Origin of the sequence: Moraxella sp. CTOTU49097 (assembly GCF_032064105.1) — a bacterium.
GTDB lineage: Bacteria > Pseudomonadota > Gammaproteobacteria > Pseudomonadales > Moraxellaceae > Faucicola > Faucicola osloensis_B.
Genome location: NZ_DAMBOA010000006.1, coordinates 1 through 25,504, shown reverse-complemented (window position 1 = coordinate 25,504; position 25,504 = coordinate 1). Strand labels below are relative to the sequence as shown.

The following is a 25,504-nucleotide window of genomic DNA, read 5'->3' as shown; positions in this document are numbered from 1 at the left end:
GCGGATATGCCTTTAAAGCCAAGTCAAATAATTAAGTCGTATGAGAAAGTTTTGAGCCCACAAAATGCCATACTGCATCAGGTAACTTCGCCAATAGCTTGAGGGGCTGTACCAATGTCTGTGGAAATTCAATGACATTATCATCATGGGCAATCCCTTGTTGGATGGCTTGGCTAGCTTGCTGTACGGTTTGCAAAAAAGGCATTGGAAAGTCGTTGTGCAGCGTCATCGGTGTTTTGACAAAGCCCGGCACTACCAAAGCCACTTTGACCCCATAAGGTTGCAGGCTCATTTGCAAGGTTTTGCTAAGATAATGGATTGCCGCTTTTGAGCTACCATACCCCTCTGCACGCACAAAGGACACTAAAGCAGAAGCTGAGCCGACGGTGACAATTTTACCTTTAGTTGCCTTGAGGGCGGGTAGGAGCGCTTCGATGGCATGCACTAACGAGCCGTAATTTGCGTTCATCACCCTCATGATAGACCGCGAATCAAAGTTTGGCATGTCGATGTATTCGCAAATACCCGCCGCCGCAATGAATAAATCCAACGTTTTAATGTCGTTAAAAGCTTGCATCACGGCATCATATTCGGTTAAGTCGAGCTGAATCGTTTTTGCACCCATCGTTGCCAACGTGTGCAAAACATCGCTGTTTCGCCCCACCGTATAAACATCATGCCCTTGGCTTAGATAATCCATCGCCAACTGTAGACCGATGCCTGAGGTTGCACCTGTAATGACGATGGATAATGGCTTTGAGGAATGGGGGCTGGGCATCATAGCGACTCAATATAACAACTCAATACAAAATTTTGAAAACGACTTACCGAATACTATAAAAGAGTAGCGGATGGTTGGCAATAGTTTTTATACTATTTAGTATAAAAATATAATTATTGGTATATAATAAAATAATGAGTATCATAAAAACATTTGTAGTATAATATTAGCTAATTTTTAACCTCATAAATATTAGAAACCTGAAGAACATTAGAAACTTGTGATGAAAAAGTTAACGTTTAAACAGCGAATGATGCTAGAGCGTGAGTCGCTGATTATTGAAACGGTCAACCATTTGTTAGCCACCAAAGGCTATGACGCGATGACCGTCGATGAGATTGCCGATACAGTGGGCATTGCCAAGGCGTCATTGTATCGACATTTTCCCAGTAAAGAAGCGCTAGGCATGGCAGCGCTGGTTGATATCATGCACAAAGCGCTTGAGGTCATCAATCAGCTAAACGCAACCGACCAAACAGCCATCGATAAGCTCAAGGCGCTGACACAGTGGGCGATGCGACTAAAACTGGCGCAAAAAATGCCGAATCTGCCGAGTGAAAACTCCCAGCTGCGCGAGCTGCTAATCGCCAATGACGATTACACCAACAACTTGGTCATGTTGTCAGATAGCATCGGTGAATGGATTGAGCAAGCGCAAGCAGAGGGCAAGTTGCAAAGCAACATACCAGGACTGGCAATTTTATACACCTTGTATGCCAGAGCTTGTGACCCTGTACTGGGGTTTTTACGTTCGTCGCAGTTGTATGACGATGATGAGATTATCGCTATCGTGACCCGCACGTGTTTTGAAGGGCTAACCTAAATTAAGCTAACGCAGACCACTAACAATAAATAGCTAAAAACCCAAGACAGCGTAGAAAAAAAGTAGAAAAGTATGAGTAATTTTGTGATTCATCGTGAGCATGGCATCAGTAAAGCGCAAGCCTTTGAGATAACCGAAGACTGGATTGTCTCAGCAGAAAAAGACTATAAAATGCATTGCGATGTAGTGCGCAGTGATGATCAAATACGCGTCAACTTTTCTCGTGCCGGTGTGACAGGTACGTTAACAGTGAATGATAAATTATTTGATATGCAAGCAACGCTTGGGTTTTTATTCAAAAGTTTTTTGCCGCTGATAGAAAAGACGGTGAATCAAAATCTTGATAACGCATTGCAAGCTGTAAAAGACCGTTAGCAGATACAGTGAGGTTTGAGTAGCAGTTAGCGTTTAGTTTGAATTATTTTATTTAACATAATATACATTATGCGAAATAAAAGCTATCGGCGTCAAAAACGAGATGTATGGCACTGTGATTAATTTAATGATGAAATGACAATTAGCAGTAAAACCATTTGCATTTATCAATCAATAATGAGTAGTATGCTCACTCAATTATTTATTTATCATTTGTTTGTTTATCATTAAAATCGCCAAGGATTTATCATGATTGGATTTATTGCCCGTCACAGTACGATTTTTATGCCGTTGTTTGGTGTGATTGGATTTATATTTCCTGATGTGTCGCATTTTGTGCTTGGGCTTCTGCCGCAGATTTTATTTTTCTTGATGTTTTTTACCTTGTTGGGCATTGACCAAACCCAGCTAATTAGACGAATGACCACCCAATATGTTTGGGGTTTTGCTATATTCCAAAGTGCGCTGATGAGCTTAGCCATGACCTTGATTGCTTATTTACTGGGTGTCCGTGGTGATTTGTTGTTGGCTATCGCGGGTCTGTCAGCCACCGCGCCGCTATTTGGCACGGGCGCTATTGTGAATGCAGTGGGTTTTGATGCACTGCTAGCCATGGCAAAGACCATTACAGCCACGTTGGTCATGCCTGTTAGCTTACTGGTGATATTGTGGTTACTTGGCAGCAAGGACGCTCATTTAGACTTTGTTCTGTATATTAAGCGGTTATTGATTTACATTATCGCCCCCATGATTTTGGCGGTCGCGGCACGCCGATATATTCCCCATGATAAGCTCAATACTTATTATCCAAAAATTGCCAAGTTTAACATTATTTTACTGATGATGTTCCCGCTTGGATTGATGTCGGGCTTTAGACATACCTTTGACACCAATCCCATGCAGGCGTTAAGCTTATTTGGTTTGGGCACCGTCTTGTCGTTAGTATTTTACTTTTCTGCTTATTTTTTATACCGCCGCTTTGGCTATGAAAACGCCATTATCTCTGCGCTGGCGTGCGGTGGTCGCAATGTGTTATTGGCTTATACCATCACCACGCCGTTTATGGGTGCGATGTTTTTACCGCTGATTGGCGCGTACCAATTGCCTTCGTTTTGCTTACCGTTATTGGGTAAAAAGATGGTCAAATGGCATAATATCGACAGCCAAGCCAGCCTAAAATAGTGCTGATGTTCAATTTATTCGTATGCTAACGTTTCAACTCAATCTACTGCCACAGTTATCATCACAAGCCTTATATGGCATTTTTAAGGCGCGCTGCGATGTGTTTGTTGTAGAGCAACATTGTGCCTATCCAGACATTGATGACACCGACTTGGTGTGTTGGCATTTACAGGGTTTTATCGATAATAATCTGGCGTGTTATGCGCGGATTATCCCACCTGATTATCATTATTTGGGTTATGTCGCGATTGGTCGCGTGTTAACGGTTGGCGATTTTCGCGGTCACCATTATGGGCGTGATTTGATGCAAAAAGCCATTGAAATTTGCCAGCAATACTACCCTAGCCAGCCGATTTTTATCGCCGCTCAAACTTATCTGATACACTTTTATCAAGCGCTCGGCTTTTGTATACAAGGTGACTGTTACCTTGAAGATGGCATTGAGCATGTCAATATGATATGGGAAGTCAAACATGATGCTTAACCGTGCTGATTATCGGCTGTATTTGGTCACAGATCGCAATTGCCTGCAACAGCAGACGCTTGAACAAGCCGTTGAACAAGCGATATTGGGCGGCGTGACATTGGTGCAGCTTCGAGAAAAAGCGATTGCTAGCAAAGAATTCTATGAGCGCGCGCTGCGTATCAAAGCGATTTGCCACCACTATAATGTGCCATTACTGATTAATGACCGTGTCGATATTGCCCTCGCAGTTGAGGCAGATGGGGTGCATATCGGTCAAAGTGATTTGCCATGTCGCGTGGTTCGACAAATTTTAGGCAAAGATAAAATCATTGGAGTTTCCGCGCGCACCGCCCAGCAAGCCATTCAAGCGCAAGCAGATGGCGCAGACTATCTGGGCGTTGGCGCGATGTTTGCTACATCCACCAAACAAGATGCCCAAACAGTTACCATAGCGAGCTTAACCCAGATACGACAAGCGGTAACGCTTCCGATTGTCGCCATTGGTGGTATCAATCACACCACCCTGCCCGCCTTACAACAAGCGCTGCAAGCTGCCGACACGTCCATGGGTGATGTGATTGACGGCGTGGCAGTCGTTTCTGCAATTTTGGGACAAAAAGATGTCAAACTCGCCAGTCAACAGCTCAAAAATATGATTAAATAATTATGAAATCAATAATTAATACCAAATTTTATCAGGATTCATGATATTGTTTGGGTCAATGGCGTTTTTAATCGCTTTCATAAAATAAATCGCATTGCCATGTTCTTTATCCATATATTTACGTTTACCCTGCCCAATCCCATGCTCACCTGTACAAGTTCCATCCATATCAATCGCTCGCTCGGCTAGGCGATGTAAAATGCCTTCAGCGGTTTTCACTTCATTTTCTTCTTTCATATTGATGAGCAGCAACACATGAAAATTGCCATCGCCCACATGACCGACAATCGGGGCAAGCATCCCTGTGCTTTCGATGTCTTTGACCGTTTCGGTGACGCATTCAGCAAGGCGCGAGATTGGCACGCACGCATCGGTCGATAAACTGCCACATTCTGGGCGTAATGCTCGGCTGGCGTGATAGGCATTGTGGCGAGCCGTCCAAAGCTGTTTACGCTTATCTTCGGCAGTATCCCACGCAAAGTCTTGCCCTTGATACTCAGCAATAATACTTGCAAACAATTCGGCTTGTTCTTTTACGCCATTTTCTGTGCCATGAAATTCGACAAACAAGGTTGGCATTTCTTTTAAGGTTAATTGGGAATACGCATTACATGCCTTGATCTGCACCGCATCGAGTAGCTCAATGCGAGCCACTGGCAAGCCGTATTGAATGGTTGTCATCACTGTTTGACACGCCAAGTCAATGCTTGGGAAATGGCAAATCCCAGAGCCTGTGCATTCTGGCACGCCAAACAGTTTCACCGTAATCTCGGTCACAATACCAAGCGTGCCTTCCGAGCCGATAATCAGCCGTGTCAAATCATAGCCTGCCGATGATTTTTTGGCTCGTGTGCCTGTGTGGATGATTTCACCATTTGGCATGACGACTTCAAGCGACAGCACGACATCTTTCATCGTACCGTAACGCACCGCATTCGTGCCAGACGCCCGAGTGGCGACCATACCGCCAAGCGTGGCATTTGCCCCAGGGTCAATGGGAAAAAATAGCCCAGTCATCCGCAAATAATGATTGAGCTGTTCACGAGTTACGCCAGCCTGTACGGTGGCGGTCAAATCCGCTTCATTGACCTGCAAAATCTCGGTCATCGCAGACATATCAATGCACAATCCGCCATGAGGGGCATTAAGCTGACCTTCTATCGATGAACCAACACCAAAGGCAATCACAGGCATTTTATACTCGTTGCAAATTTTTACGGCATCGGCGACGTCGTGTTTGTTGTGAGCTGTCAAAACAGCATCGGCAGGCTCATTGGGTAGCCAGCTCATAGTGTGGGCGTGCTGTTCACGAATGGTTAAATTGGTCGATAATTGATTGCCAAAACGTGCTTGTAGCGCATTAATCGCCTGTGAAAAATCATTCATTTGCATACCTTACCTTACCTTACCTAGTTTTATCTCTAGTCCATTTGTTTTTTGGATTAATTTAGACTCAAATTACTATTAAAATCCCTTAATTCGTTAGTCAATGGGTCAATAAAAGCGATGGATTTTGCCAGCAATTTTAACGGTTTTGCAAAATCGCTACTGCCTTGAGTCTTGACAGTGGGATAAAAATTGTCATTTAACAGCGGCATACCTAAACTTGCCATATGCACCCGCAATTGGTGTTTTTTGCCCGTTACAGGGGTTAATCGGTATAAGCTAAACGCCCCGTTATTTTCAATCAATTCAATCATAGTGTGCGCATTGGGCTCACCTTGGGCCGTCTTGGTCAAAAAAAACGGCTCGCCACGCTCAAGTCTGGAATGGATGTGAAAGGGATAACTTAAATCGCTGCGAGTCGGTGCTATGGCGTGGTAAGTTTTGTGTATGTGTCTATCGGCAAACAGCGCATGATAGCAAGCGCGGCTACTTGGATTAACCGATAATAACATCACGCCTGCCGTGTCTTTGTCCAACCGATGCAAGGGTGAAATATCATTCACGGCTAGCTGCTGTAAATCTGGATGATTTCTTAATTTGGCTAGCAGGGTTTGGCTGACATAGCGACCTGACGGTATAACGGGTAAAAAATGCGGTTTATCGACCACCAGTAAATGTTCATCCAAATGAAGAATATTGGGCTCAAATGGAATGATAGGCTCATTTTCAACCTGCCTATAGTACAAGATGGTTTGCCCTGCCAAATAGGGTGAATCGTGCTTGAGCGGCTCACCACGCTCAAGGCTAATTAAACCGCTGTCAAATCGTCGTTGCCAGTTTGTCAAACTAATATGAGAAAAATGCGCTGCCAAATAATCGATAAGCCGCCCACCCATATACGACTTATCATGGGGTAAATATAACTTACTGGGTTTCATGCCACACTGTATCATGTTAAATCTATCATTTTAAAAAACCACTTTATCGATGCTGTTTTATTTTACGCCCATTTAATGGGCTAACAACAACTGCACAGTTATCGCATGATTAATGCTTAACACATCATTGGGCAGCAAAACATCATGTCGGTTGATGGGTTGACCGTTTCGGGTAATGCTGATGTTGGGATCAATCTCATCAATCAGCAGCTGTCCTTGAGATTCGACAATCGCAAAATACATGCCACTGGCAAGCTTTAGGTCATTGGCGGCAAATAGACGTAAGGCATGCGCGATTTGCGCCTCACGACTGGCAAACACAATCGGAAACTCACGTACTTTTTGTTGGCGCTCCCCTAGCCCATCCACAGATTTTATGGTCAAAACAATCTGCTGTAGATTTTGGTTCAACTGCGGCAGTTTGCTTTGCGCTTGGCGTGGCGTAGCAGTAAAAGCGTGCGGGCTTGCTGGGATGTGATGATTTGAGTTTGGCTGTGCCTGATTCTGAGTCATGAATTTAACACCCAGTTTAATCTCATTGCTAAATACCTCACCTTTTTGCAAACGTGCGATATCAGTTGGCTTGGCTTGCACTTTGGCTTTTAACCCAAATTGCGCTTCGTCTGACAAGGTTACCCCAATTGTGGCAAGCTTGGGTTTTAATACTTCATAACCGTAAGATACCAAATCAATGGCATCATGCGGGGTATGGTTGGGTTCATGGGCATGATTAAAACTGCTAAATAACTGTTCCACCATCGCGGTTGTCAGCCCATCATTGGATTTTAAGGTGATTTGAGTAATCACTTGGGATTTATCTACCCATTGTTTCGCCGCTGCCATAATCGCATCGGTCAATAAATCTTGATACGGCTTGGCGGATTTTTGGATATTTGGCAACACAGTGACCATCGGTTTGGGCGCAGCTGTTGGCGTTTGAATTGGCGGTTGCACCCTCGTAGGTTGTGGCTTATGTGGCGTAGGCTCGGTATTGACCAGCGGCGGCGGCGCAACCGCAGGCACTGGATTGGGGATTGAAGGCGGTATTGTTGGCTGCACAGGCGTTTGATAAGCTTGAGCAGGCTGTGGTTGTGGCGAAACAGGCTGGGTTGGGTACTGCGGCGTTACAGATATCGGGGCTGAAGGCGCTGGTTGCCCGATAGGCTCAGGCAAGATGATTGGGGCACGCTCAGGGTAGAATCCCACCTCGGATTTTTCTTCAGCAAATCGTGGTATCAGTCGCCCTAACACACTTCTATATAGGCTGGGATACAGACTGGTATTTTCCTCTTCGTCATCTAGCGCATAGCCATCAAGCCGTTGAATCAGCAAAATGACCGAATTATCTGCTTCGCTGGCTGTGTCATCGTCATCCGCTGTTTGGGCGGCATGGGTTTTAATTGGCAAAATATGAATATCAGGCATGGTGTATTTGAGCGATTGGGTAAATTGTCGGTAGCTTTCTGCCATTTTCTTATTGGCAGTGATATCAAAACTCGTCGGCACGGAGAGCTGAACGCTCACCCGTTGTAAGTCATCAATGGCGGTGGTGTATAGGCTAAAGAAATTTTCCATTTCATCAAACACATCGCTTGGGTGTTTGTCGTCAATGATAAATCGGTGGTTGGTAGTGATGTAAGCCATAATTTACTCTTAATGGTTAACTTTTTTATTGATGAGTTTGTGTTTTTTTAACCGCTTGCGTAGCATCAGTTACTGGACTAGCCACTGAATCAGCCCGTGGGTTGGCGTTTGCAGGACGGCTAATCGCCGAGCTTTGATACATCTGTTTGGCTAATATCATGCCTGCCTGTACCGCTCGGTTAATGCCATCGCGGGGGTCATCGACCAAGCCGTTTTTAGTCCAGTTACGCTCAACCAATACCGCTACCGCTTTATCCCATTTGCCATTTTTATCTTTTAGCCCATAGACAAACCATTTATACGGACGAGCATAACACGCCACCGATGGCTGAGTTTTGCCTGCGCGAATGTCCGCATTGTTACACAGATTTGCCACCATACTGACGGTCACATTGGGGGTATAAAAGCTGCGACCGTTTTGGCGGGTGGGATAGTTAAAGCCGGGTGTGCCTGTTTTGCCCACCATCACGCCCTGTGTCCATGCACAGCTACCAATCGCTTGGTTACAGGCAGTAAAAGCTGTGCCATTGCCACCGCCCAAACCTGTGCCTGCTAGCAGCGTACCTGATAATAAATTGAGCGCACCACGGGCGTCAGATTGGTTGATACCCAGTGGCATGGCGCCGAGTTGGCTGGTAGCTGTGGTCAGTGTCTCTTGACTTTGGGCATCGCCTCGCCAAGCTTTAGGACGCAGTGGAATTTGATTGACGCCCCACAAATCCTCAATTAAATGCACGCCACGACGCTGGGTCGCACCATTATCGGCAATCAGCAGATTGGCAAACATATCCGACACACCCAGTACTGAGGTTTTGGCATTACCTGCGCCAAACACTTGGTTCATGCTGGCATTGAGCATATCGCCCCCTTGACGACACGCCCCGTTCATACGTCCGCCATTGGCTTTGACACAGCTTGCCACTTGGCTTTCGGTAAATTGCAATTGTTTGGTGGTGTAATCTTGCTTGCCATCGGTGAGCAGTACACCTGAAAAATAGCGGCTTTGTAGCATCGGGTCGCTATTATAGGCTTTACCAAACAATAAATCTTTAAATCCGCAATTCACTCCCCCTTTATCGGCACAATTCACACTCCAGCCCATGTCATCACTGGCTTTTTTAAAGGCGGGCATACCCGGGCAAACGCCTTGTCGGTCACGTTGCAATGACATCGCACTGGTGGTGCGGTGACAATATAAAAAATTCGCCACTTTTTCGGTAGATGAGCTTGCCATCACTTGTTTGAGATAGTGCGCTTCAGGGGTTTGCATATTTTTAAACCGTGGATTGGCGCGTACCAGTGCCAATGCTTGTACGGTTTTAACGGTCGAACCAGGGTACACGGTTTGGTATAACGCATGGTTCATCAGGTTTTGCTTGCTCCAGTCTTTTTTCCACAGTATCGGGCAACCTGTGGGCTTAATCGTGGTATCGCCATTATCGGCACGGTAGCAGTTGGAGTCAGCGCTAGCAAGGGCAAGCACGCCTTGGGTTTTGACATCAATCACCGCGATACCGATACTGCGTACCAAGGCGTTCTCATACATGCCATTGGCGACATTTTGCAACGCAGGCGATAGCACGCTATTACAGTCCGTGCCATTGGGATTATTGGTGACACAATCCGCCACTTGCTGGGCGGTGGTCTGTACAGCGGGATCCAGGGTTAACGCCATGTTGTAGCCGATTTTGATATCCGAGCCATCGACATTGATACTATTGATTGGCGGTGCCGTGAGTTTTTGCCACCAGCTGCGTTGATCATTTTTTTGTTGGTAGCTTTGATAAGCATCCAATAACTGACGGTCAAAATGGCTGGCGTGAATGTTGGACAATTCGCTATACATCAACCCTAGATTGGTCGGCAAAGCAACCTCAGTTTTGCTGGTGGAGGCAATCCGTTTCTTCGGGTCTTGCGTGGGTTTGTCTTGTAGGGTTTGCAGCACGCCATTGGCTTGGTTTTGAATATCGTTTTTGGTTTTATTAAAAGCATTATTTGGGTCAGATGCTGGTGCATTGGGTAAAGTCGCCGCCCCTGTCAATGGTTTGACCGCCAAGGATTTGACTGACACCGGAATCAATCTAGGGTTATTACAAAGCTGGGTTAATGGGTCAACGTCACCTGTGTCAGTCATGGTATTGCCACGACTATCGACATACAGATAGCCTGTTTGATTGTCCGCCGTTTTGGCGGTTTTGATGTATACACAGCCCGGTAGCCCATACCAAGGGTTGGTTTGGGTGAGCCAATTGGTTGGCATATGGGCGACATTGGGGTCGTTTTGATTTCGGCGATTGGGCTGTTGTTCTCGCCATTGTAGCTGCAACAATCGCTCGGGGCTGGCAAGCGTTTTTAGCGCAAAGGCTAACGCGTCTTCGTTGATATGTTGCTCACAGGCTTGTTGCCAAAGGCTGGCGGTTTGCAGTTGGTAGTGGTTGGCTAGACGTTTTTGCTGGTACAAGCTGAGCAGACTTTGATTGACTCGGTTGATACTGTCGGTAAAACGGGCTTGGTTTTTGGGCTGAGTTAAATCGCACGTTTTGGCAGGCGTGGCGTTGACCGAACTCGATAAATTAGCGGTTGCACTTTGGGTATTAGCAGTTTGGCTATTGGCTTGGTTGACCACATCCGCCATACCCAGATTATCGACGACAAGTGACACGGCGTTTTCATTCGCCTCTGCATTGTACGTGGTATTTGAGGCGGTTAAGGGCGAGAGATACCACGCCAGCCAGCCGATAAGACCGACAACAAACACCACCAAAATCACTTGTAAGTTGGTCAAAATGGTTTTGTAAAGCGCTTGAGAAACCCGAAAACTGGCAACTTTACCGTCGTTTTTGATTTTTTTGTTAGTGTTTTTTGTTTCACTTGCTTGCGTATTGTCGGAGGCATTGGCAGGCGGGGTGATTTGTTCAACATCTACTGAATCAGCGACATTTTCGTCCTGTGACAGCGTGTCAGAACCTGTGTTGTTGACAGTTTCTAAATCGCCACTGTTCATAGTTTCTTGACTGTTTTCGTCTTTCGGGGTTTGGTTTTCGGTCATTTTGAACCTTTAATTTTTGCAAGCCTTACTAAAATTTGACGTTTCTACGATTGGATAAGTTATTGAGCATACAGTTTATGGTTTATTGCCGTCCAACATCAACTTTGGCTGAAACAGCGCCAAACTGAGCATAATACTATTGAGCCATAAATTACTGGTGCCATAACTTAAAAACGGCAACGTCACCCCCGTGAGAGGCAAAATTCCTAAATTCCCCGAAATGGTGACAAGTGCCTGAAACACCGTAATTACCACCCACAGCAAAATCACCCACGCCAGCAAAAAATAACCACCCGACAACAGCCGTGATTTCATCTGCTCACTGGCGAACGCCATCTGCTGACGGGCAATGAGCGTAAGCCACGCAAAATACACCATCATCAGTACCACACTTGCCCCGATACCCACCACTGCCATCACCGAGGTAATCGTATAGTCACTTTGCATCTGTAGCGGTACGCCCTGACAGCCCGACAAATGATAACCACACCACGGAATATCGCCAAACCCATAGCCAATCATCGGCACACTATCGCGAAACCAATGCAAAATCGCCATCTGATCATTGCTCGCCACAAACGGATTGACCCACGCATTGACCCGCTCGGCAGTACGCGCATCAAATCCGCTTAAATTCACCAACACCATCATCAGCAAAAGCAAAATCGCGGTACTCGACAACACGCCCAAAATATAACCCCGCCCACCCATTTGGAAAATCTTGTTGGATAGCGCCACGCCCACCAAAAAGGTAAACAAAAACAAAAATACCAGCATCGTGCCTTTTTCATTGGCAATACCTAGCGCGATAAATGGTAACACTACTGCAAAAGCAAGCAGTAGTGTCATTTTTTTGGAGCGGAAAAACAGATGATTAATCAAGCCGCGTTGGTTAATCGCCAAAAACACGCCCAAAAACACCATCAGCCAAATCTTTGACAATTCAGCGACTTTCGCGCTGTCACTGTGAATCAGCACTGCCAAGCCCAGATAGCCCACCGCAAAGGCAAGTAGCCACACACGCGCTTTAGTCATCGCCGATTTAACATTGCCCCAACTGCTGTGTAGTAAGTTATTGGCAATGAGGGTTTTAAGCCCCCAACTCAGCAAACTGCTAATCGGGCGAGCCAGGCTAATAAACACAAAACACCAAAACAAATCTTTGAAATGATTGAGAAAAATATAACGCAGTGACAAATAACTACGGGTGCTTAAATCAAATAAAATCATCAAGCCAAAGGTGGCAAAGCCTACAAACAACGGATAAATCCACGCAGATGACAGCATGGCACGGTTGTCGGGGAATTTTTCCATGAACCGACGCATGGGGGAAAAAATCGTCAATACACTCAGTAGCACGCCGACGCAAAACAGCACGCCCCCCACCATCATCGGCAGAATCACCGTATGGCTAACACCCGCAATAACCAGTCCCCACACGGTGATGGCTATCGGCAACACTTCTAGCCAGTGCTTACGCCGCGACAGCCATAGCAAGCCCCACGTCACCCATGACCAAATACACACCTGAGTGAGCATTCCCAAATGCGTGGGCGTGCCAATTAACGGCAGTAAATTGTTCGCTTGCAGGGCTTTTTGTTGGTTGTTATTGGCGTCATAGATACTGGCGACATCGTTTGCCGATTGATTTAACAGTTTGGCAATGGCAGGCTGATTGCTAAACAGGCGATTGTAGGGAAAACGTCGATTGCCATCAGCAACCGCAAGCAATGACACCGCAAAATTAGCTTGGTCGGCAGGGGATAATTTATCGGTTTTCAGCGCCATTAGGTTGTCTAAACTATCGAGTTGCCCACTAGCGTTAAGGTGTAGCCAATCTTGGCGATTGCTGAGTTTATCGCCACCCAAATTCACTTCGGTTTCATTCTCAACCAGCTCCGTTTGGCGTTGCTGTTTGCCTTGGGCTTGCCATGCGGCCGCTAAAGCTTGTTGGGTTTTGGCAAAATGTTGCTTTGCCTCACTCATTAATTGTGTGGGCTGACTGGCTTGGGCACAGGCTTGAGTCATGCCATAGTTGGGGTCATTACGGTTGTCATACAGATTAGTAATGACATTGTCGACACAATATTTGCTGAGCAGTTGCGGTTTGGCGATGCCTTCAGTATAGCTGGAGAGTTCGAGTTGATAACGCTGCAGTTTGGGTGAATGGGCGTAATCTGCCAGTAAAAACGCCCCAATTAACAGGAGCCATACCACCGCTAAAATCATGATTTCGCTCAACGTTTGCGCTTTGGCGTTAGGTTTTTTGCTGGCTTTTGTACGACTCACTATGTTTAGCATGGGGTTTTCCAAATTGATTAACTTTTTTTATTGCTATCCCTGTTTAAAAATTAATTGGGGTCATACAACACCACGGTACGTGCGATTAAATCATGCAGCGTTTGTTTACGGGCGGTAAACCACATCAAAAAACCAAATGGCAATAAGATAAGTTTTAAGGTTTCGCGGATTAACGCATGGAAAAAATTAACCCGTTGACCCTGCATACCAAACACCCACATACCCATAATCACCTTGCCCACCGTTGCTTGTCGTCCCAAACAGGTCAATAACGTCATATAGAACAAATAAAATCCATACGCTATCAAGGCAAGCGTTTGATCGGTAAACCCACGAATGCCAAGCTGCGGTAAAATCTGCGGTAACAATAATTGATAAGCCAATCCCAATAATAAACTCACTAACGCTAAATCAAATAGATAAGCCAATGCGCGGCGCAAAAAACCTGCATACAGCATGGTATGAGCCGGCTTGCGAGTCTGCAGCGCGGTCGAAGGGAGCTGATTGGTAGCGGGCGTTGGGTATTGACTAGGTTGTTGGGGTTGCACTGCGGGAGCGACATAAGAAGTCGCATAGTCAGTGGGTTGTGCGGGTGGATTTGACGCCTGAGCAATATCAGGCTGTTCATAATTAGGCTGTGCATAGATTGGTTGAGCAGGTTGCTGCATAGGTTGACTAGCCTGAACAGGCGGCATATCGGTCGGTTGATAATTGCCTGCAGATGGATTTGGCGTATAACTTTGCCAAGTAGAATGTTCTGGCTGGTTCACTTGAGAGGTCTGAGTCGCGTTATGGGTACTGTCATAGGCATTATAGCCACTTGACTGTACAAAAGAATTTGCTTGCTGCGGCTGAGTATGATTATCAGATTGTTGCGCAAACTGACGACTGCCACAATTTGGGCACATAACCGCAGTTTTTGGTAATTTTTGACCACATTGTTGGCAGACAATAATCATAGATGTTTACTACCCTATTTTCATATTTTCAATTTGATAAACTAATTTGACGATCCAACCACCCAGTTGTATGGCGGCAAGCACTCAGCGGGCACAGGATTGGCGCCGCTACTGTTTTGCTGGTCGATAATGGCTAATACTTTCTCGGCGATGGGTACCAGTTCTGGATAGGTTTGCGGATAATTTAACATGTTTTGGCAACGTTTTTGTTGATCGTCCGTGGTATAAAACTGTGCCAATAACGACCCCACTGCGCCTTTGTCATCACCCGCTTGCAGGGCCATTGCCGCTGCCAATTCAATCATATAAGTATTGGGGTATTTGCTGTTATCACGCGGCGTTTGTAGCGCATAAAGCAAAAAAGATTTGCTATAAGGATAGTTGTTTTTAAATAAATAATAAGCAAAATTGGCGACATATTCGCCTTGGTTAGGATTGTATTTGACTGCTTGCGCTTGAAGATAAACGGCGGCTTTTGGGTCTTTTTTGCGCCAGTAATAGCTTTTTGCCGCTTCATTGAGTTGTTTAGCGAGCGTTTTATTGGTGGGCTGCTGTTTAAAATAGCCCATATCCGCGTTGCGAAAGGCTTCAAGCGAGTATTGCTTTGTCGCATTGATATCTTGGCTGTAACCCAGCTCTTGCAGCTGTTTGAGCGATGGCTCGGCAAACTCACCCACCTTGACTACGTTATCAAAAAACTCAGGGCTAATACCGAGCGTGTCTTGATAAAGCTTGGCTACGCTAGTTTGCGATGAGGAAGAAAAAAAGCCATTTTGCGCTTTAAGCGCTTGCGTCATAGTGGCTTTTGCTGTTGGCAGCGATTTGATGATGGTGCTGTAACTATTTTGGCTTTTTGGTTTTTTCTGTGGATTGTCATCGGTATTTGCCGCTTTGGCATTACCGGACTGATTGCTAGTGGCGGATTGTGATGTCGTCGGTGTTGAGGCGGATTTTAACCTTGATACGCCATAGCCACCGATTGCCACTAGGCCAGCAATCATCGCTATCAACCACCCTTTAGAGGGCTTTTTGACAGCTACCTCACCTGTGGCAGTGGTATGCGGTGGCGAAGTGGGTGTCGCCTCTGTAGTATCAGTGTGATGCGCGGGTGCTGTTCTCGCATCTGTCATTGTATCTGGCATTGTATTTGGCATCGCCATTGAATGAGTCGCCGGTGTTTGGGTCGCGTCGTCGACTGCATTCCCTGCATTGACTACATTTGCATTGACTAAATTGATGGGCTGGCTCGGTATGCCCGTGTGACTGTTAGCCTGGGTATTGAGCGATTGTTCAAGCCGACGATTGTTTTCCAATGTCTCATCATCCATCAAACCGCTCAAAGCCGCGCTTGGCTGCTGATTTGACTGATGACTTGGGTGATTTGCAGCAGTGGACGCTACAGAAGCACGGGTGGGCGTGGTTTGCCAGACGCTGCTTGTCGCTGCAGCGCTGATGGCGGGTACAGGCGTGACGGGCGTGGTTAACGGGTTATTCGGTACGGTTAAAAACAGACAGCGATGACAGGGTTTACCGACAAAATGAATGTGGCTGGCATCATTGGGATAATTTTCACACACTTTAAACTGTCGATGTTGAACCAATCCGCGTAGATGGTTTTCCCACTCGGCGGCGCTTGGGCGATCAGTTGGATGGGTGGATAAAAACGCTTTATCAAACATCGCACGGGTTTGGTCATCCCAACACATATGAATGCTGTTTTTTAGCGGTGCAATCTCTGGCTGTGGCTGCAAGCCGTAGGCATACAGCCGCTCTTTGATAAATTGGTCGGTGTTGCGATGGGCAGCATTTTTTAATCGGTCTGACACAGGAATGAAATAAAAAGGATGAATACCATTGTTTAAAATTTTAAACAGCTCAATCGCCAGTACAAAACGGTCGTGTTTTTCATCCAATAAACCAATATCTTTGTGTTCATGATATTCAGGACTTGTCATTTCAGGGGATATGACAGGACTGGGATAAACGCTGCCATCACTGCCAGTAATACGATAGCTATCACAGTCGATAAACCCAACAATAAAGCCTTTATAATCATCATCCATGCCCGTGCTTGGCTCTGGCATCAGGCGCATATTGGCTTCTTTAAAATCAATAAAGGCATGCCCATGACCATGTAAATCCGCCATCAAGGCGCTAATATTGGCACACAGCTGCACGCGATAATTGAGACTCTGCTGATACGCGGTCAGTTTTGCTGCCTCTCGGGGGTACATAAAAGGATTGAGCGATAACGACCTATCAAAGTCCAGCTCTGGCATGGCATAGCCAATCAGCTCATCATGCTCGCCGACAATCAAATGTCTCACCCAAGCAAACTGGGTATACCCTACCCCATTAATCACTTCATAAATATGCTCAGGCGGGCGCGCCATCATGGCTTGTAGTTTGGCAAGACTGGGGTTTTTGGGATCGCTGGGATTTTTAAAGATTTTTGCCACCAAATTGCCCGTGCCTAACAGATTACCAAGACGGTAGACAATGCCCATACCGCCAGAGCCGATCTCATGAGAGATAGGCAAATCAATGGTGATACGCTGATTGTTTGCAATTAAATACGGCATGGACTATCTCTTCAGATTGGCAGATTAGGTGGGTAAAGCGGCTAACTCAGTGCTAGCAGGGGCACTCATATGGTTTACTGGGTCAGTAATACCCAAATAGTATAGCTGTATTTGCTGATTGCCGCCAGAATCGCTGACCGTGCTAGCAGGCAAACCCGTAACCGATGAGGCGATAGCTGCGGTATTGGTGGTAGAGTGGGTTAAAATTTCTGATAGCCCTTTATCGAGCGTCAGACTATCCAAGATTTCCGTCTTTTTGCTTAACCCCGCTATTTGGCTCGTCATCGATTTGATAGGCAAGCTAATTTGGCAGTTGTAGTAATGCATCGTGGGCTGGATGGTGACCCCTAAACTTGTCAAATCATGGGTATCGGTCACTGGCAAACAGCTTGCTTTAGCCGCAAGTTTGACAGCATAATTGTTAAATTTTGAGTCGGTCAAAGTAGCCTCGGTCTCGGTATGTTGGTTTTGCAAAGCGGTACTCGCTGCGCCACTGGCGACCGTTGGGTTTTTATTAGCGACCACCGTGGTCACAGTGGCGGATAATAAAGGCTGATTCACACTATTTTTATTGTCTTTTTTAGTTTTAGCGCTGCTTGTTTGTTTAGAGTTTTGCTCGATGACATCGATAGACTGACCTTGCGGGCTAGCTACTATCACCTTTAAGATGGGATCATCAATGGGATTGCCACTATCGGTAACCGTTGCGGCTTTGGTCAAGTCAATGGCATAGGAATCACCCAGTGCGTGCGCGGTCAGTGGGGTCGTTATGGCCGAGGTGGGCGTTGTGCTCGCCACCGATGCCGCAGTATTGGCATTGTTGACAGTTTGCGTGGGCAGCAATCGATCTTTATTTATCCAGCCCAATACACCGGTGCCAATGAGCATCGCGGCGCCAGCCATCATAGCAGTATTACGCCGCTGTCTGGTTGAGTCACTGACGGACTGTGAAGGCGGCAAAACCTGTGACGTTGTAGCTGCTAAAGTTGCAGGAGCAGTCTGTACACCACTGTCAGAATGCGGAGTTGGGTTAGGCGCTACGTTATTGATGTTATTGGAGGTTATGTCATTAAATGCTACGTCATCAGGCGTGCTAGTGGCGCGGTTGTTTTTATGATTGACAGCATCGGTATGCCAAACCGTGGGATTATTTGGTGCAGCCGCTATAGTGTCATTAGCAAGGGTTTTATTTTGCCCATCAACCATGGGTTCAAGGCTTTGATAATGCGGTTGATTTTTTAATAACACCACCAAGGATTTATCATCACCGGTTAATCGATAGGTCGCAGGGTTACCAAGCGCCTGTTCAATAATCGCGCTGCCCTGCTGTGAGCTTTGACTTTGAGCTAAATTAAATAGCAAGTTACCAAAAAAAGGGCGGTAAATTTTGGGCGTAATACTTGCGCCTTCAAATACCAAGTCCGCACAGCCATCCGACATCAGTGCAAGGCAATCCACTTGCGATAAATCAATGGGCTCAACCCTTAAAAAGGATTGCCAATTGTCTTGGGTGATAAAATGCGTCTCATTGACGTATTCATTCTTGCTATCATCCCCGTACACTTGCAAATTGGTAAAATAATCAATGTGAGGATGGCGTACAACAAATTGGCTGGTGATGAGCGGGCTATCACCGATTTGCACCAATATGGCTTGATGATTTGAATGGATAAGTAGCCCGGTAAAGGTAGTGTGATAATCTCTTAGGCTCGATTCAGCGGGCAGCTGTGACTGCAGGTCAAGGCGTATTTGTGATAATTGCTCGATAATTTGCTGTTTAAGTTGTCCTAAATCAAGCGCAATGCCGCTGTGACTGACACTAAGACCCAGAAGCATTTGTGCAATCGATTGACTAAAAAACGCTGCCCCCGCTTGGCTAAATTTTGCCGAGCCCGCCCCATCACATACCACAGCGGCCAAACCGTCTTGGGTTTTTTGCAAATAGATACTGTCTTGATTGGGCAAGTTGCTGTCGATATGGGATTTACCAATACTGGATGCGCCATACACTTGCCAAGATGATTGGACTGGTGATTGCAATGTTTGCGCGAACAAATCCGTGGTTTGGTTCATCATTATCCCCAATTTTTTTTAGGTTTTTCATTATTATGAGCGTTGAAGCTGATTATCTTTCAACTTTGAATGGTCGCCCACGGTGAGATGCTCCCTAATTGCACGGTTTCTCCAGGCGCAGATTGTGACACGGTCTTAAGACTCGCGGACAACCACACAAAAAATTCGACAAATTTAACGGAGTTGAGATGCACGGGCGGGGTTAAAATCGACAGTTGCTTGAGCATCTTAACTTCTTGCGCACCCGCATCAATGGCAATCGGATAAATAATACATTGATTATTTTGCTCGGCTTGGTGACATTGATTGATAGCCGCCTGCCACACATCTTGGCTGTCAGTGGGCAGACCATCCGTCATGGCAATAACCCATGGACGGGTATAATTGATACCGTTGTCGCGTAGATTGATACGCTCTTGCTCAATCAAATTGAGCGCAAGCAACATACCTTGCCCGAGCGGCGTCATGCCATTTTCACGAAATGTAATGGGGAAAAAATCAATTGCATCCGTCCAGTCCATCATCAGCTCTGCAGTGTCATTGACCCCGCCCACGATGACAATGGCCAAACGCACACGGTTGCGGGCTGTTTCATCTTTCATCAAATCATGATAAAACGCTTCAATCCCTTCATTGAGCATATCGATACGGCGTTTGTCACCATTGCCTGAGCGTATCGCCATTGAGCCTGACAAATCCAACACCAAAACGCAGAGGGTACGCTGGGCAACGTTATTGCCGTAGTCGATTTCACGAAACTGCGGGGTGATGGCTTGCGGGATGGATGGCGGCGTAGAATCAGTTGCGGTTTGAAAATTGGGTATGGGGTTGTGGGCGACCATAAAAGATATCCTATTTTTATAAAAATTATTGTAATCGGTATCTCAGCAAAAGCCGATACGAAAAGCAAGGTTTTTTGTGGCGATTTAATTAACAACCGTCAAAAATATTTCTACAATCTTACCAGAAGGGCTTAAATACTCCCCCGCCCCGTTAATCATAAGTCGTAAACCATAAGTTATAAGTCATAAAAAACCCCTAACACGCGGTTAAGGGTTTTGATTGTTTAATTATCTTAGTTTTTTAACAGGTTTATTTAATAAGCGCATTTAACAGGCTTAGTCTTTTAACACTTCTGCCATGGCATTGGCCACATAGTCAATATTGCTAGCGTTTAGACCGGCAACCGAGATACGCCCATTAGCGACCATATAGATACCAAAATCTTTGATAATGCGCGCTACTTGCTCAGGGGTAAGACCAGTATAGCTGAACATACCGTTTTGCTTGGTGATATATTCAAAACTGCGACCCGGTAATTTGGCCTCTAAACTGTCACGCAGTTTTTGGCGCATCTCTTTGATACGATCGCGCATCACATACACTTCTTGTACCCATTCATTGAATAACGCTTCGTCATTCATCACGATATCAACCACGTGACCGCCGTGCGAAGGTGGGCTTGAGTAAATGCGGCGGATATTGAACTGCAGTTGACCTTGTACTGCTTTGGCTTGTGCTTCGTCTTTACACACCACAGATAAACCACCAACGCGTTCACCATATAGTGATAGATTTTTTGAGAATGAGTTACTGACAAAGAACAACAAGCCCATGTCCACTGCTTTGCGAATCGCATAGACATCTGCATCCATGTCTTCACCAAAGCCTTGATAGGCAATATCCATAAAGGCAAGCAAGTTTTTCGCTTTCACCACTTCAAGGACTTTATCCCATTGCGCTTGGGTCAAGTCAACGCCCGTTGGGTTATGACAACAAGGATGCAGCAACACCACATCATGGGCTTGCAAGGTGTTTAAAAAGGCAATCAACTCATCAAATTTGATGCCATTGGTCGCTGCATCATAGTAAGGATATTTGCCCACCGCAAAACCAGACCCTTCAAAAATACCAATATGGTTCGCCCACGTTGGGTCAGACACATAGCATTTGGCTTGTGGAAACCAAGCATGAATAAAATCAGCCCCGACTTTGAGCGCGCCTGAACCACCGATGGTCGCTGTGGTTGCCACACGCTTGTCTTTTAATACTTGTGCGTCTTTACCAAACAATAGGTTTTGGCAAGCGGCGCGATAACCTGGCAGACCGTCCATTGGCAGATAGGGACGTGGTTTTGGTGGATTAGCGATTTGTGCTTCAGCTTTTTGCACACAGTTAAGGACGGGTAATTTACCGTCATTATCAAAGTATACACCCACACCCAAATTAACTTTGTCGGCACGTGGGTCTTGTTTATGCTTGTCCATCAACCCCAAAATCGGGTCACCCGCATACGGTTCTACATGTGAAAACATGAATAGCTCCTACATTTAATTGATAAGTTTGACTGCTAAAAAATTTACGCTAACGTGGCATTGCCCAAATATTCAATGTCAACGGATAAGGATAAACCTTGTAACCCAATAAAACAACCGTCACGCCTATTTTTTTGCTTATCTAAGCGCTTTACCTGACAAAGTTTTAAGCCTATCAAAGTTGCCCTTTCGATAAGTTAACCTACCCATGCAGTTACATTTTCTCACAGCAGTTATCGCATAAATTGCAAATTTTGCGTGTTATTTACATTTATAACTTATATTTCTATCAACAATATGCGCATAATGATTTTATCAATCCGGTGTATTTTTGAGGAAACACAATATTATGATAACTGCTATAAAAAAATCCCAAATCGTTGCCGCGACAGTTGCGGTGATTGCCATGAGTGCCATGGCAACGCCCAGTAATGCGCGCACCGTTAAATCAGCCGCCAAAAAAACCACAACAGTAACCACGACCCGCGTGGCGCCAAAAACCACAACGATTGTTAATCAACATATCGATGGCACGAGCGATACGGTGATGGTTCGCCCCAATGGATTTACCATCGTTGACGGTATGCCATTTTACCCCACACAAATTGTCACCACGCCGACTTATCGCACTGTCTCTACATCTACCTCTACGCCTGTCGTCACTACCACAGCCCCTGTGGTAACAACAGCGCCTAGCACGACGGTAGTATCAACATCGAATGTCAATACCACCACCCCAGTGACGGTACAAACTGGCTCAGGCGCGACAGTAACCGTGTCAAAACCTGCCACTGTTGTGTCTACTACTACGACAACCCCCGTATTGCTACCCACATCAACGCCTGCGGTAGCGACAATGACCCCTGTGCCTGTCACGACAGCACCGGCTATTATCGTGAATCCGTAATCCGTAATTCGTAATTCGTAATTCGTAGACACTAATTCGTTAATCTACCAAAAGCAAGACGTCACACATTGTCGTCTTGCTTTTTTTTAACCGTATTTTTAGCCGCTGATAAGGTAAAATAGTCATCTTAAGTTTAATTTTGCAACCTATTTTTTATGTTTTTATCCGCTGATATATGAGATATGCAAGGTTTACGCGATGAATTATGAAAGATTGCAAGACAAATTATCCATCTTAGCCGATGCTGCCAAATATGATGTTTCCTGTTCATCGAGTGGCAGCAAACGTGACAATCATAACAAAGGACTCGGCACAGCTAACTCGGGTATTTGTCATAGCTATACCGAAGATGGCCGCTGTGTTTCCTTATTAAAAATACTGTTTACCAATCACTGTATCTATGATTGCGCGTATTGCACCTCAAGGCGCAGTCACGATACGCCGCGCGCAGCTTTTACTGTCGAAGAAGTGGTTGATTTGACCATGCAGTTTTATCGGCGCAACTATATTGAAGGTTTGTTTTTAAGCTCAGGGATTTTTAAATCGCCCGACTATACCATGGAGCGATTGGTTCGTGTCGCCAAAACCTTGCGCCTTGCGCACAAATTCAATGGCTATATTCATCTAAAAACCATTCCCGGTGCGTCTGCTGAGCTGATGCAGGAAGCAGGATTGTACGCCGATCGCTTAAGCATCAATATGGAAATCCCCACCAAATCTGGCTTGGCATTGCTCGCCCCTGAAAAAAACCATGACGATATGAAAGCGCCAATGAAAGTGGTGCAAGAACAAATCGTGGTGTTTAAAGATAGTAAAAAACAACACAAACATACCCCAAAATTTACCCCTGCGGGTCAAAGTACCCAGCTGATTGTGGGCGCAGCGCAAGAGACCGACTTACAAATCATCCGTTTATCGAGCCATTTTTATCAAGAATATGACCTAAAACGGGTGTACTATTCAGGGTATGTGCCTATGCTCAGTGACAATCGCTTGCCAGCCATAGGCAGCCCTGTGCCGATGGTACGAGAAAATCGCTTGTACCAAGCGGATTGGTTAATGCGTTTTTATGGATTTGAAGCAGAAGAAATTCTACCCGATGACCATCCGTTCTTGGATTTGGACTGTGACCCCAAATTGGCTTGGGCGATTCGTAATAAGTCACATTTCCCTGTCAATATTCAGACCGCGCCCTACAAAATGATTGTACGTATTCCTGGTATTGGCACCCGAACCGCCAAAAAAATTGTTCAGGCACGAAAATTTTCGACTTTGACACTCGATCATCTCAAGCAAATGGGCGCTGCCGTGAACCGTGCCAAATACTTTATCGCACTCAAAGGTCGCAATGAGCATTTAAGTCATTTAACGCAAGATAATTTTCGCGATTATGTGCTGGCGCAGACCCAAACCAAATTCAAAGCCGAGCGGCATGGTCAATTGGCGTTGTTTTAGCATTATTATTTTAGACTTAATTTTTTAAAATCAATCTTTTAAAATTAAGGTTTTAAAGTTCACTGTGCAAAAGGTCAATCATTCATGGATTTAGTGACGGCTGAGACCCCCATTTTAATCTTTGATGGCAGCTTTGAAGGGTGGCTCACGTGTGTGTTCACCATTTTTGAGAACGGTTGGCAGCACACCCCGATTGTGACCATTCAAGCCGAGCATGAAGTGGTGCCCAATTTTTGGCAAGCCACTGTCACCGTCGCGACCGATGAAGCCAAAACCTTACGGGTGAGTGATAAATTAGAGAACGTCTTTGGCAAAAACGGTATGCGGCAACTGCTGTGGGGCTTTTTATCAGAATCGCCTACGGTGTATAGTCATCTGTTTGGGGTGGTACGGTTTCAATTGTCCAATCCCAACCTTGATGTGTGGGAGAATTATACCCATGCGGATGTGATGGCAGTGAGCAAGCTTATCAAAATGGTCGGGCGTGAGCGCCACCGTATGCAGGCGTTTGTGCGATTTGAGCAAATGCAAATGCCAGACGCCGACAAACCGGTATACTTTGCGCGTGTTGAGCCTGATTTTAATGTATTACCCATTTTGCATCAGCATTTTAAAGAACGCTATGCCGATCAGACTTGGGCGATTTATGATGTCAAACGCGGGTTTGGTATTTATTACGCTCACGATGACCCCAGCGAACAAGTCCATATCATCTGTGAGGTAGATGATGAAGCGCTACTGCATCCGCAGCAGTTTTATAGCGAGGCAGAACAACAATACCAAACGCTTTGGCAAAAATATTTTACCCACGTGACCATCAAAGAGCGTTTAAATCGCAAGCTGCATATTCAGTATTTGCCAAAACGCTATTGGAAATATTTGACAGAAAAAATGGGTTAATAGCGGGGCATACCCTAATCGCCCACTAACACGACTCAATAACACCTCAGTAATCTAATAAAAGTAAGATTACGGTAAAAAGTTATGGCTTTGTTAGGGCTTTAGGGTGTCGAGTAATTTTTGCATGTCTTCGGGCAGGGGTGCTTGGACTTTAATAGGCTCGCCTGTTTTTGGGTGGATAAAGCCAAGCTCATACGCATGCAGCGCCTGACGCTGGAACTGTTGTACGATCTGTTTTTGGTCGTCATCCAAGGTTTTTAACAATATGGCATTTTTACGAGCAGCGCCATATAGCGGATCTCCGAGCAATGAAAAACCTAAATTTGATAAGTGCACACGGATTTGGTGGGTGCGCCCTGTTTCTAGTCGCACGCTGACCAATGAGACAGCGTCGCTTATCGCTGTGATTTTCTCAAGATGAGTGATAGCCGGTTTACCACTACCCACCACCGCCATTTTGGTACGCTGGGTCGGATGGCGACCAATGGGGGCATCAATGGTGCGATGGCGGGCAAGCTCAGCCGTGGACGCTAACACAATCGCTTGATAAAGCCGGTACACGGATTTGTCTTTAAGCTGATTAATTAGATGCAGCTGGCTTTGACTGTCTTTTGCAATTACCATTAAACCCGATGTTTCTTTATCGATCCGATGTACCAATCCTGCTCTAGGTAGCGTGCGGCTGTCAGGATAATGAAAAAGTA

General features: G+C 45.7%; 20 protein-coding genes. 8 read left to right on the top strand and 12 right to left on the bottom strand.

Features of this window, described 5'->3' with window-relative positions; translation table 11 throughout:
• Positions 1-31 precede the first annotated feature (31 nt).
• The gene (locus RT064_RS05350; protein ID WP_313062209.1) at positions 32-781 is read right to left on the bottom strand and encodes an SDR family NAD(P)-dependent oxidoreductase; all 750 of its coding nucleotides are present in this window, start codon (positions 779-781) and stop codon (positions 32-34) included.
• A gap of 223 nt (positions 782-1,004) precedes the next feature.
• Between RT064_RS05350 and RT064_RS05345 the strand changes: the two genes are divergently transcribed.
• The 5 genes from RT064_RS05345 (at position 1,005) to thiE (ending at position 4,291) form a co-directional block, all read left to right on the top strand.
• On the top strand, positions 1,005-1,604 hold the full coding sequence (locus RT064_RS05345) for a TetR/AcrR family transcriptional regulator (protein ID WP_095355405.1): 600 nt from the start codon (positions 1,005-1,007) through the stop codon (positions 1,602-1,604).
• A 72-nt stretch (positions 1,605-1,676) separates the two neighbouring features.
• Positions 1,677-1,979: a polyhydroxyalkanoic acid system family protein gene (locus RT064_RS05340; RefSeq protein WP_313062207.1), complete on the top strand. Its 303-nt coding sequence runs from the start codon at positions 1,677-1,679 to the stop codon at positions 1,977-1,979.
• A 249-nt stretch (positions 1,980-2,228) separates the two neighbouring features.
• Positions 2,229-3,161, top strand: coding sequence for a lantibiotic ABC transporter permease (locus RT064_RS05335; protein WP_313062206.1), 933 nt, complete (start codon positions 2,229-2,231; stop codon positions 3,159-3,161).
• Positions 3,162-3,183: 22 nt separating this feature from the next.
• Entirely contained in the window at positions 3,184-3,645 is a 462-nt protein-coding gene (locus RT064_RS05330; protein ID WP_313062204.1) for a GNAT family N-acetyltransferase, read from the top strand.
• Positions 3,635-4,291, top strand: coding sequence for a thiamine phosphate synthase (gene thiE / locus RT064_RS05325; RefSeq protein WP_313062203.1), 657 nt, complete (start codon positions 3,635-3,637; stop codon positions 4,289-4,291). The genes RT064_RS05330 and thiE overlap by 11 nt, the downstream gene beginning before the upstream one ends.
• A 15-nt stretch (positions 4,292-4,306) precedes the next feature.
• Here the strand turns inward: thiE and RT064_RS05320 are convergent, their stop codons facing one another.
• From RT064_RS05320 to RT064_RS05275, 10 genes are all read right to left on the bottom strand, one after another.
• Positions 4,307-5,683, bottom strand: a complete 1,377-nt coding sequence (locus tag RT064_RS05320; RefSeq protein WP_313062202.1) for an FAD-binding oxidoreductase — start codon at positions 5,681-5,683, stop codon at positions 4,307-4,309.
• A 50-nt stretch (positions 5,684-5,733) separates the two neighbouring features.
• Positions 5,734-6,630, bottom strand: a complete 897-nt coding sequence (locus RT064_RS05315) for a pseudouridine synthase (RefSeq protein WP_313062200.1) — start codon at positions 6,628-6,630, stop codon at positions 5,734-5,736.
• Positions 6,631-6,687: 57 nt separating this feature from the next.
• On the bottom strand, positions 6,688-8,259 hold the full coding sequence (locus RT064_RS05310; protein ID WP_313062199.1) for a hypothetical protein: 1,572 nt from the start codon (positions 8,257-8,259) through the stop codon (positions 6,688-6,690).
• Between the two features lie 25 nt (positions 8,260-8,284).
• Positions 8,285-11,308, bottom strand: coding sequence for a penicillin-binding transpeptidase domain-containing protein (locus RT064_RS05305; protein ID WP_313062197.1), 3,024 nt, complete (start codon positions 11,306-11,308; stop codon positions 8,285-8,287).
• 75 nt (positions 11,309-11,383) lie between these two features.
• The gene (locus tag RT064_RS05300; protein WP_313062196.1) at positions 11,384-13,609 is read right to left on the bottom strand and encodes an FtsW/RodA/SpoVE family cell cycle protein; all 2,226 of its coding nucleotides are present in this window, start codon (positions 13,607-13,609) and stop codon (positions 11,384-11,386) included.
• A 50-nt stretch (positions 13,610-13,659) separates the two neighbouring features.
• Positions 13,660-14,568: an RDD family protein gene (locus RT064_RS05295; RefSeq protein ID WP_313062194.1), complete on the bottom strand. Its 909-nt coding sequence runs from the start codon at positions 14,566-14,568 to the stop codon at positions 13,660-13,662.
• A gap of 41 nt (positions 14,569-14,609) precedes the next feature.
• Positions 14,610-17,150 carry a hypothetical protein gene (locus RT064_RS05290; protein WP_313062192.1) on the bottom strand — a complete coding sequence of 847 codons (2,541 nt, stop codon included), beginning with the start codon at positions 17,148-17,150 and terminating at the stop codon, positions 14,610-14,612.
• Between the two features lie 24 nt (positions 17,151-17,174).
• Positions 17,175-19,226 carry a PP2C family serine/threonine-protein phosphatase gene (locus RT064_RS05285; RefSeq protein WP_313062190.1) on the bottom strand — a complete coding sequence of 684 codons (2,052 nt, stop codon included), beginning with the start codon at positions 19,224-19,226 and terminating at the stop codon, positions 17,175-17,177.
• Positions 19,227-19,282: 56 nt separating this feature from the next.
• Complete coding sequence (locus RT064_RS05280; RefSeq protein ID WP_313062189.1) at positions 19,283-20,065, bottom strand: vWA domain-containing protein; 783 nt, start codon at positions 20,063-20,065, stop codon at positions 19,283-19,285.
• A gap of 276 nt (positions 20,066-20,341) precedes the next feature.
• On the bottom strand, positions 20,342-21,538 hold the full coding sequence (locus RT064_RS05275; RefSeq protein WP_204156042.1) for an amino acid aminotransferase: 1,197 nt from the start codon (positions 21,536-21,538) through the stop codon (positions 20,342-20,344).
• Between the two features lie 349 nt (positions 21,539-21,887).
• Between RT064_RS05275 and RT064_RS05270 the strand changes: the two genes are divergently transcribed.
• From RT064_RS05270 to RT064_RS05260, 3 genes are all read left to right on the top strand, one after another.
• Complete coding sequence (locus RT064_RS05270; RefSeq protein ID WP_313062186.1) at positions 21,888-22,445, top strand: hypothetical protein; 558 nt, start codon at positions 21,888-21,890, stop codon at positions 22,443-22,445.
• A 198-nt stretch (positions 22,446-22,643) separates the two neighbouring features.
• Positions 22,644-23,900, top strand: a complete 1,257-nt coding sequence (locus tag RT064_RS05265; RefSeq protein WP_313062184.1) for a putative DNA modification/repair radical SAM protein — start codon at positions 22,644-22,646, stop codon at positions 23,898-23,900.
• A gap of 84 nt (positions 23,901-23,984) precedes the next feature.
• Positions 23,985-24,800 carry a TIGR03915 family putative DNA repair protein gene (locus RT064_RS05260; protein WP_313062182.1) on the top strand — a complete coding sequence of 272 codons (816 nt, stop codon included), beginning with the start codon at positions 23,985-23,987 and terminating at the stop codon, positions 24,798-24,800.
• A gap of 93 nt (positions 24,801-24,893) precedes the next feature.
• Here RT064_RS05260 and RT064_RS05255 read toward each other — a convergent pair.
• On the bottom strand, positions 24,894-25,504 hold a 611-nt coding region (locus tag RT064_RS05255), incomplete at its 5' end, for an RluA family pseudouridine synthase (RefSeq protein WP_313062180.1).

What these genes read in the sequence shown, in the direction of transcription:
- RT064_RS05285 (WP_313062190.1), bottom strand. Translation starts at nt 19,226, where the DNA reads ATGATGAACCAAACCACGGATTTGTTCGCGCAAACATTGCAATCACCA.
- RT064_RS05265 (WP_313062184.1), top strand. Translation starts at nt 22,644, where the DNA reads ATGAATTATGAAAGATTGCAAGACAAATTATCCATCTTAGCCGATGCT.
- RT064_RS05315 (WP_313062200.1), bottom strand. Translation starts at nt 6,630, where the DNA reads ATGATACAGTGTGGCATGAAACCCAGTAAGTTATATTTACCCCATGAT.
- RT064_RS05275 (WP_204156042.1), bottom strand. Translation starts at nt 21,538, where the DNA reads ATGTTTTCACATGTAGAACCGTATGCGGGTGACCCGATTTTGGGGTTG.
- RT064_RS05295 (WP_313062194.1), bottom strand. Translation starts at nt 14,568, where the DNA reads ATGATTATTGTCTGCCAACAATGTGGTCAAAAATTACCAAAAACTGCG.
- RT064_RS05280 (WP_313062189.1), bottom strand. Translation starts at nt 20,065, where the DNA reads ATGGTCGCCCACAACCCCATACCCAATTTTCAAACCGCAACTGATTCT.
- RT064_RS05350 (WP_313062209.1), bottom strand. Translation starts at nt 781, where the DNA reads ATGATGCCCAGCCCCCATTCCTCAAAGCCATTATCCATCGTCATTACA.
- RT064_RS05305 (WP_313062197.1), bottom strand. Translation starts at nt 11,308, where the DNA reads ATGACCGAAAACCAAACCCCGAAAGACGAAAACAGTCAAGAAACTATG.
- RT064_RS05340 (WP_313062207.1), top strand. Translation starts at nt 1,677, where the DNA reads ATGAGTAATTTTGTGATTCATCGTGAGCATGGCATCAGTAAAGCGCAA.
- RT064_RS05335 (WP_313062206.1), top strand. Translation starts at nt 2,229, where the DNA reads ATGATTGGATTTATTGCCCGTCACAGTACGATTTTTATGCCGTTGTTT.
- thiE (WP_313062203.1), top strand. Translation starts at nt 3,635, where the DNA reads ATGATGCTTAACCGTGCTGATTATCGGCTGTATTTGGTCACAGATCGC.
- RT064_RS05260 (WP_313062182.1), top strand. Translation starts at nt 23,985, where the DNA reads ATGGATTTAGTGACGGCTGAGACCCCCATTTTAATCTTTGATGGCAGC.
- RT064_RS05310 (WP_313062199.1), bottom strand. Translation starts at nt 8,259, where the DNA reads ATGGCTTACATCACTACCAACCACCGATTTATCATTGACGACAAACAC.
- RT064_RS05330 (WP_313062204.1), top strand. Translation starts at nt 3,184, where the DNA reads ATGCTAACGTTTCAACTCAATCTACTGCCACAGTTATCATCACAAGCC.
- RT064_RS05270 (WP_313062186.1), top strand. Translation starts at nt 21,888, where the DNA reads ATGATAACTGCTATAAAAAAATCCCAAATCGTTGCCGCGACAGTTGCG.
- RT064_RS05320 (WP_313062202.1), bottom strand. Translation starts at nt 5,683, where the DNA reads ATGCAAATGAATGATTTTTCACAGGCGATTAATGCGCTACAAGCACGT.
- RT064_RS05290 (WP_313062192.1), bottom strand. Translation starts at nt 17,150, where the DNA reads ATGCCGTATTTAATTGCAAACAATCAGCGTATCACCATTGATTTGCCT.
- RT064_RS05345 (WP_095355405.1), top strand. Translation starts at nt 1,005, where the DNA reads ATGAAAAAGTTAACGTTTAAACAGCGAATGATGCTAGAGCGTGAGTCG.
- RT064_RS05300 (WP_313062196.1), bottom strand. Translation starts at nt 13,609, where the DNA reads ATGCTAAACATAGTGAGTCGTACAAAAGCCAGCAAAAAACCTAACGCC.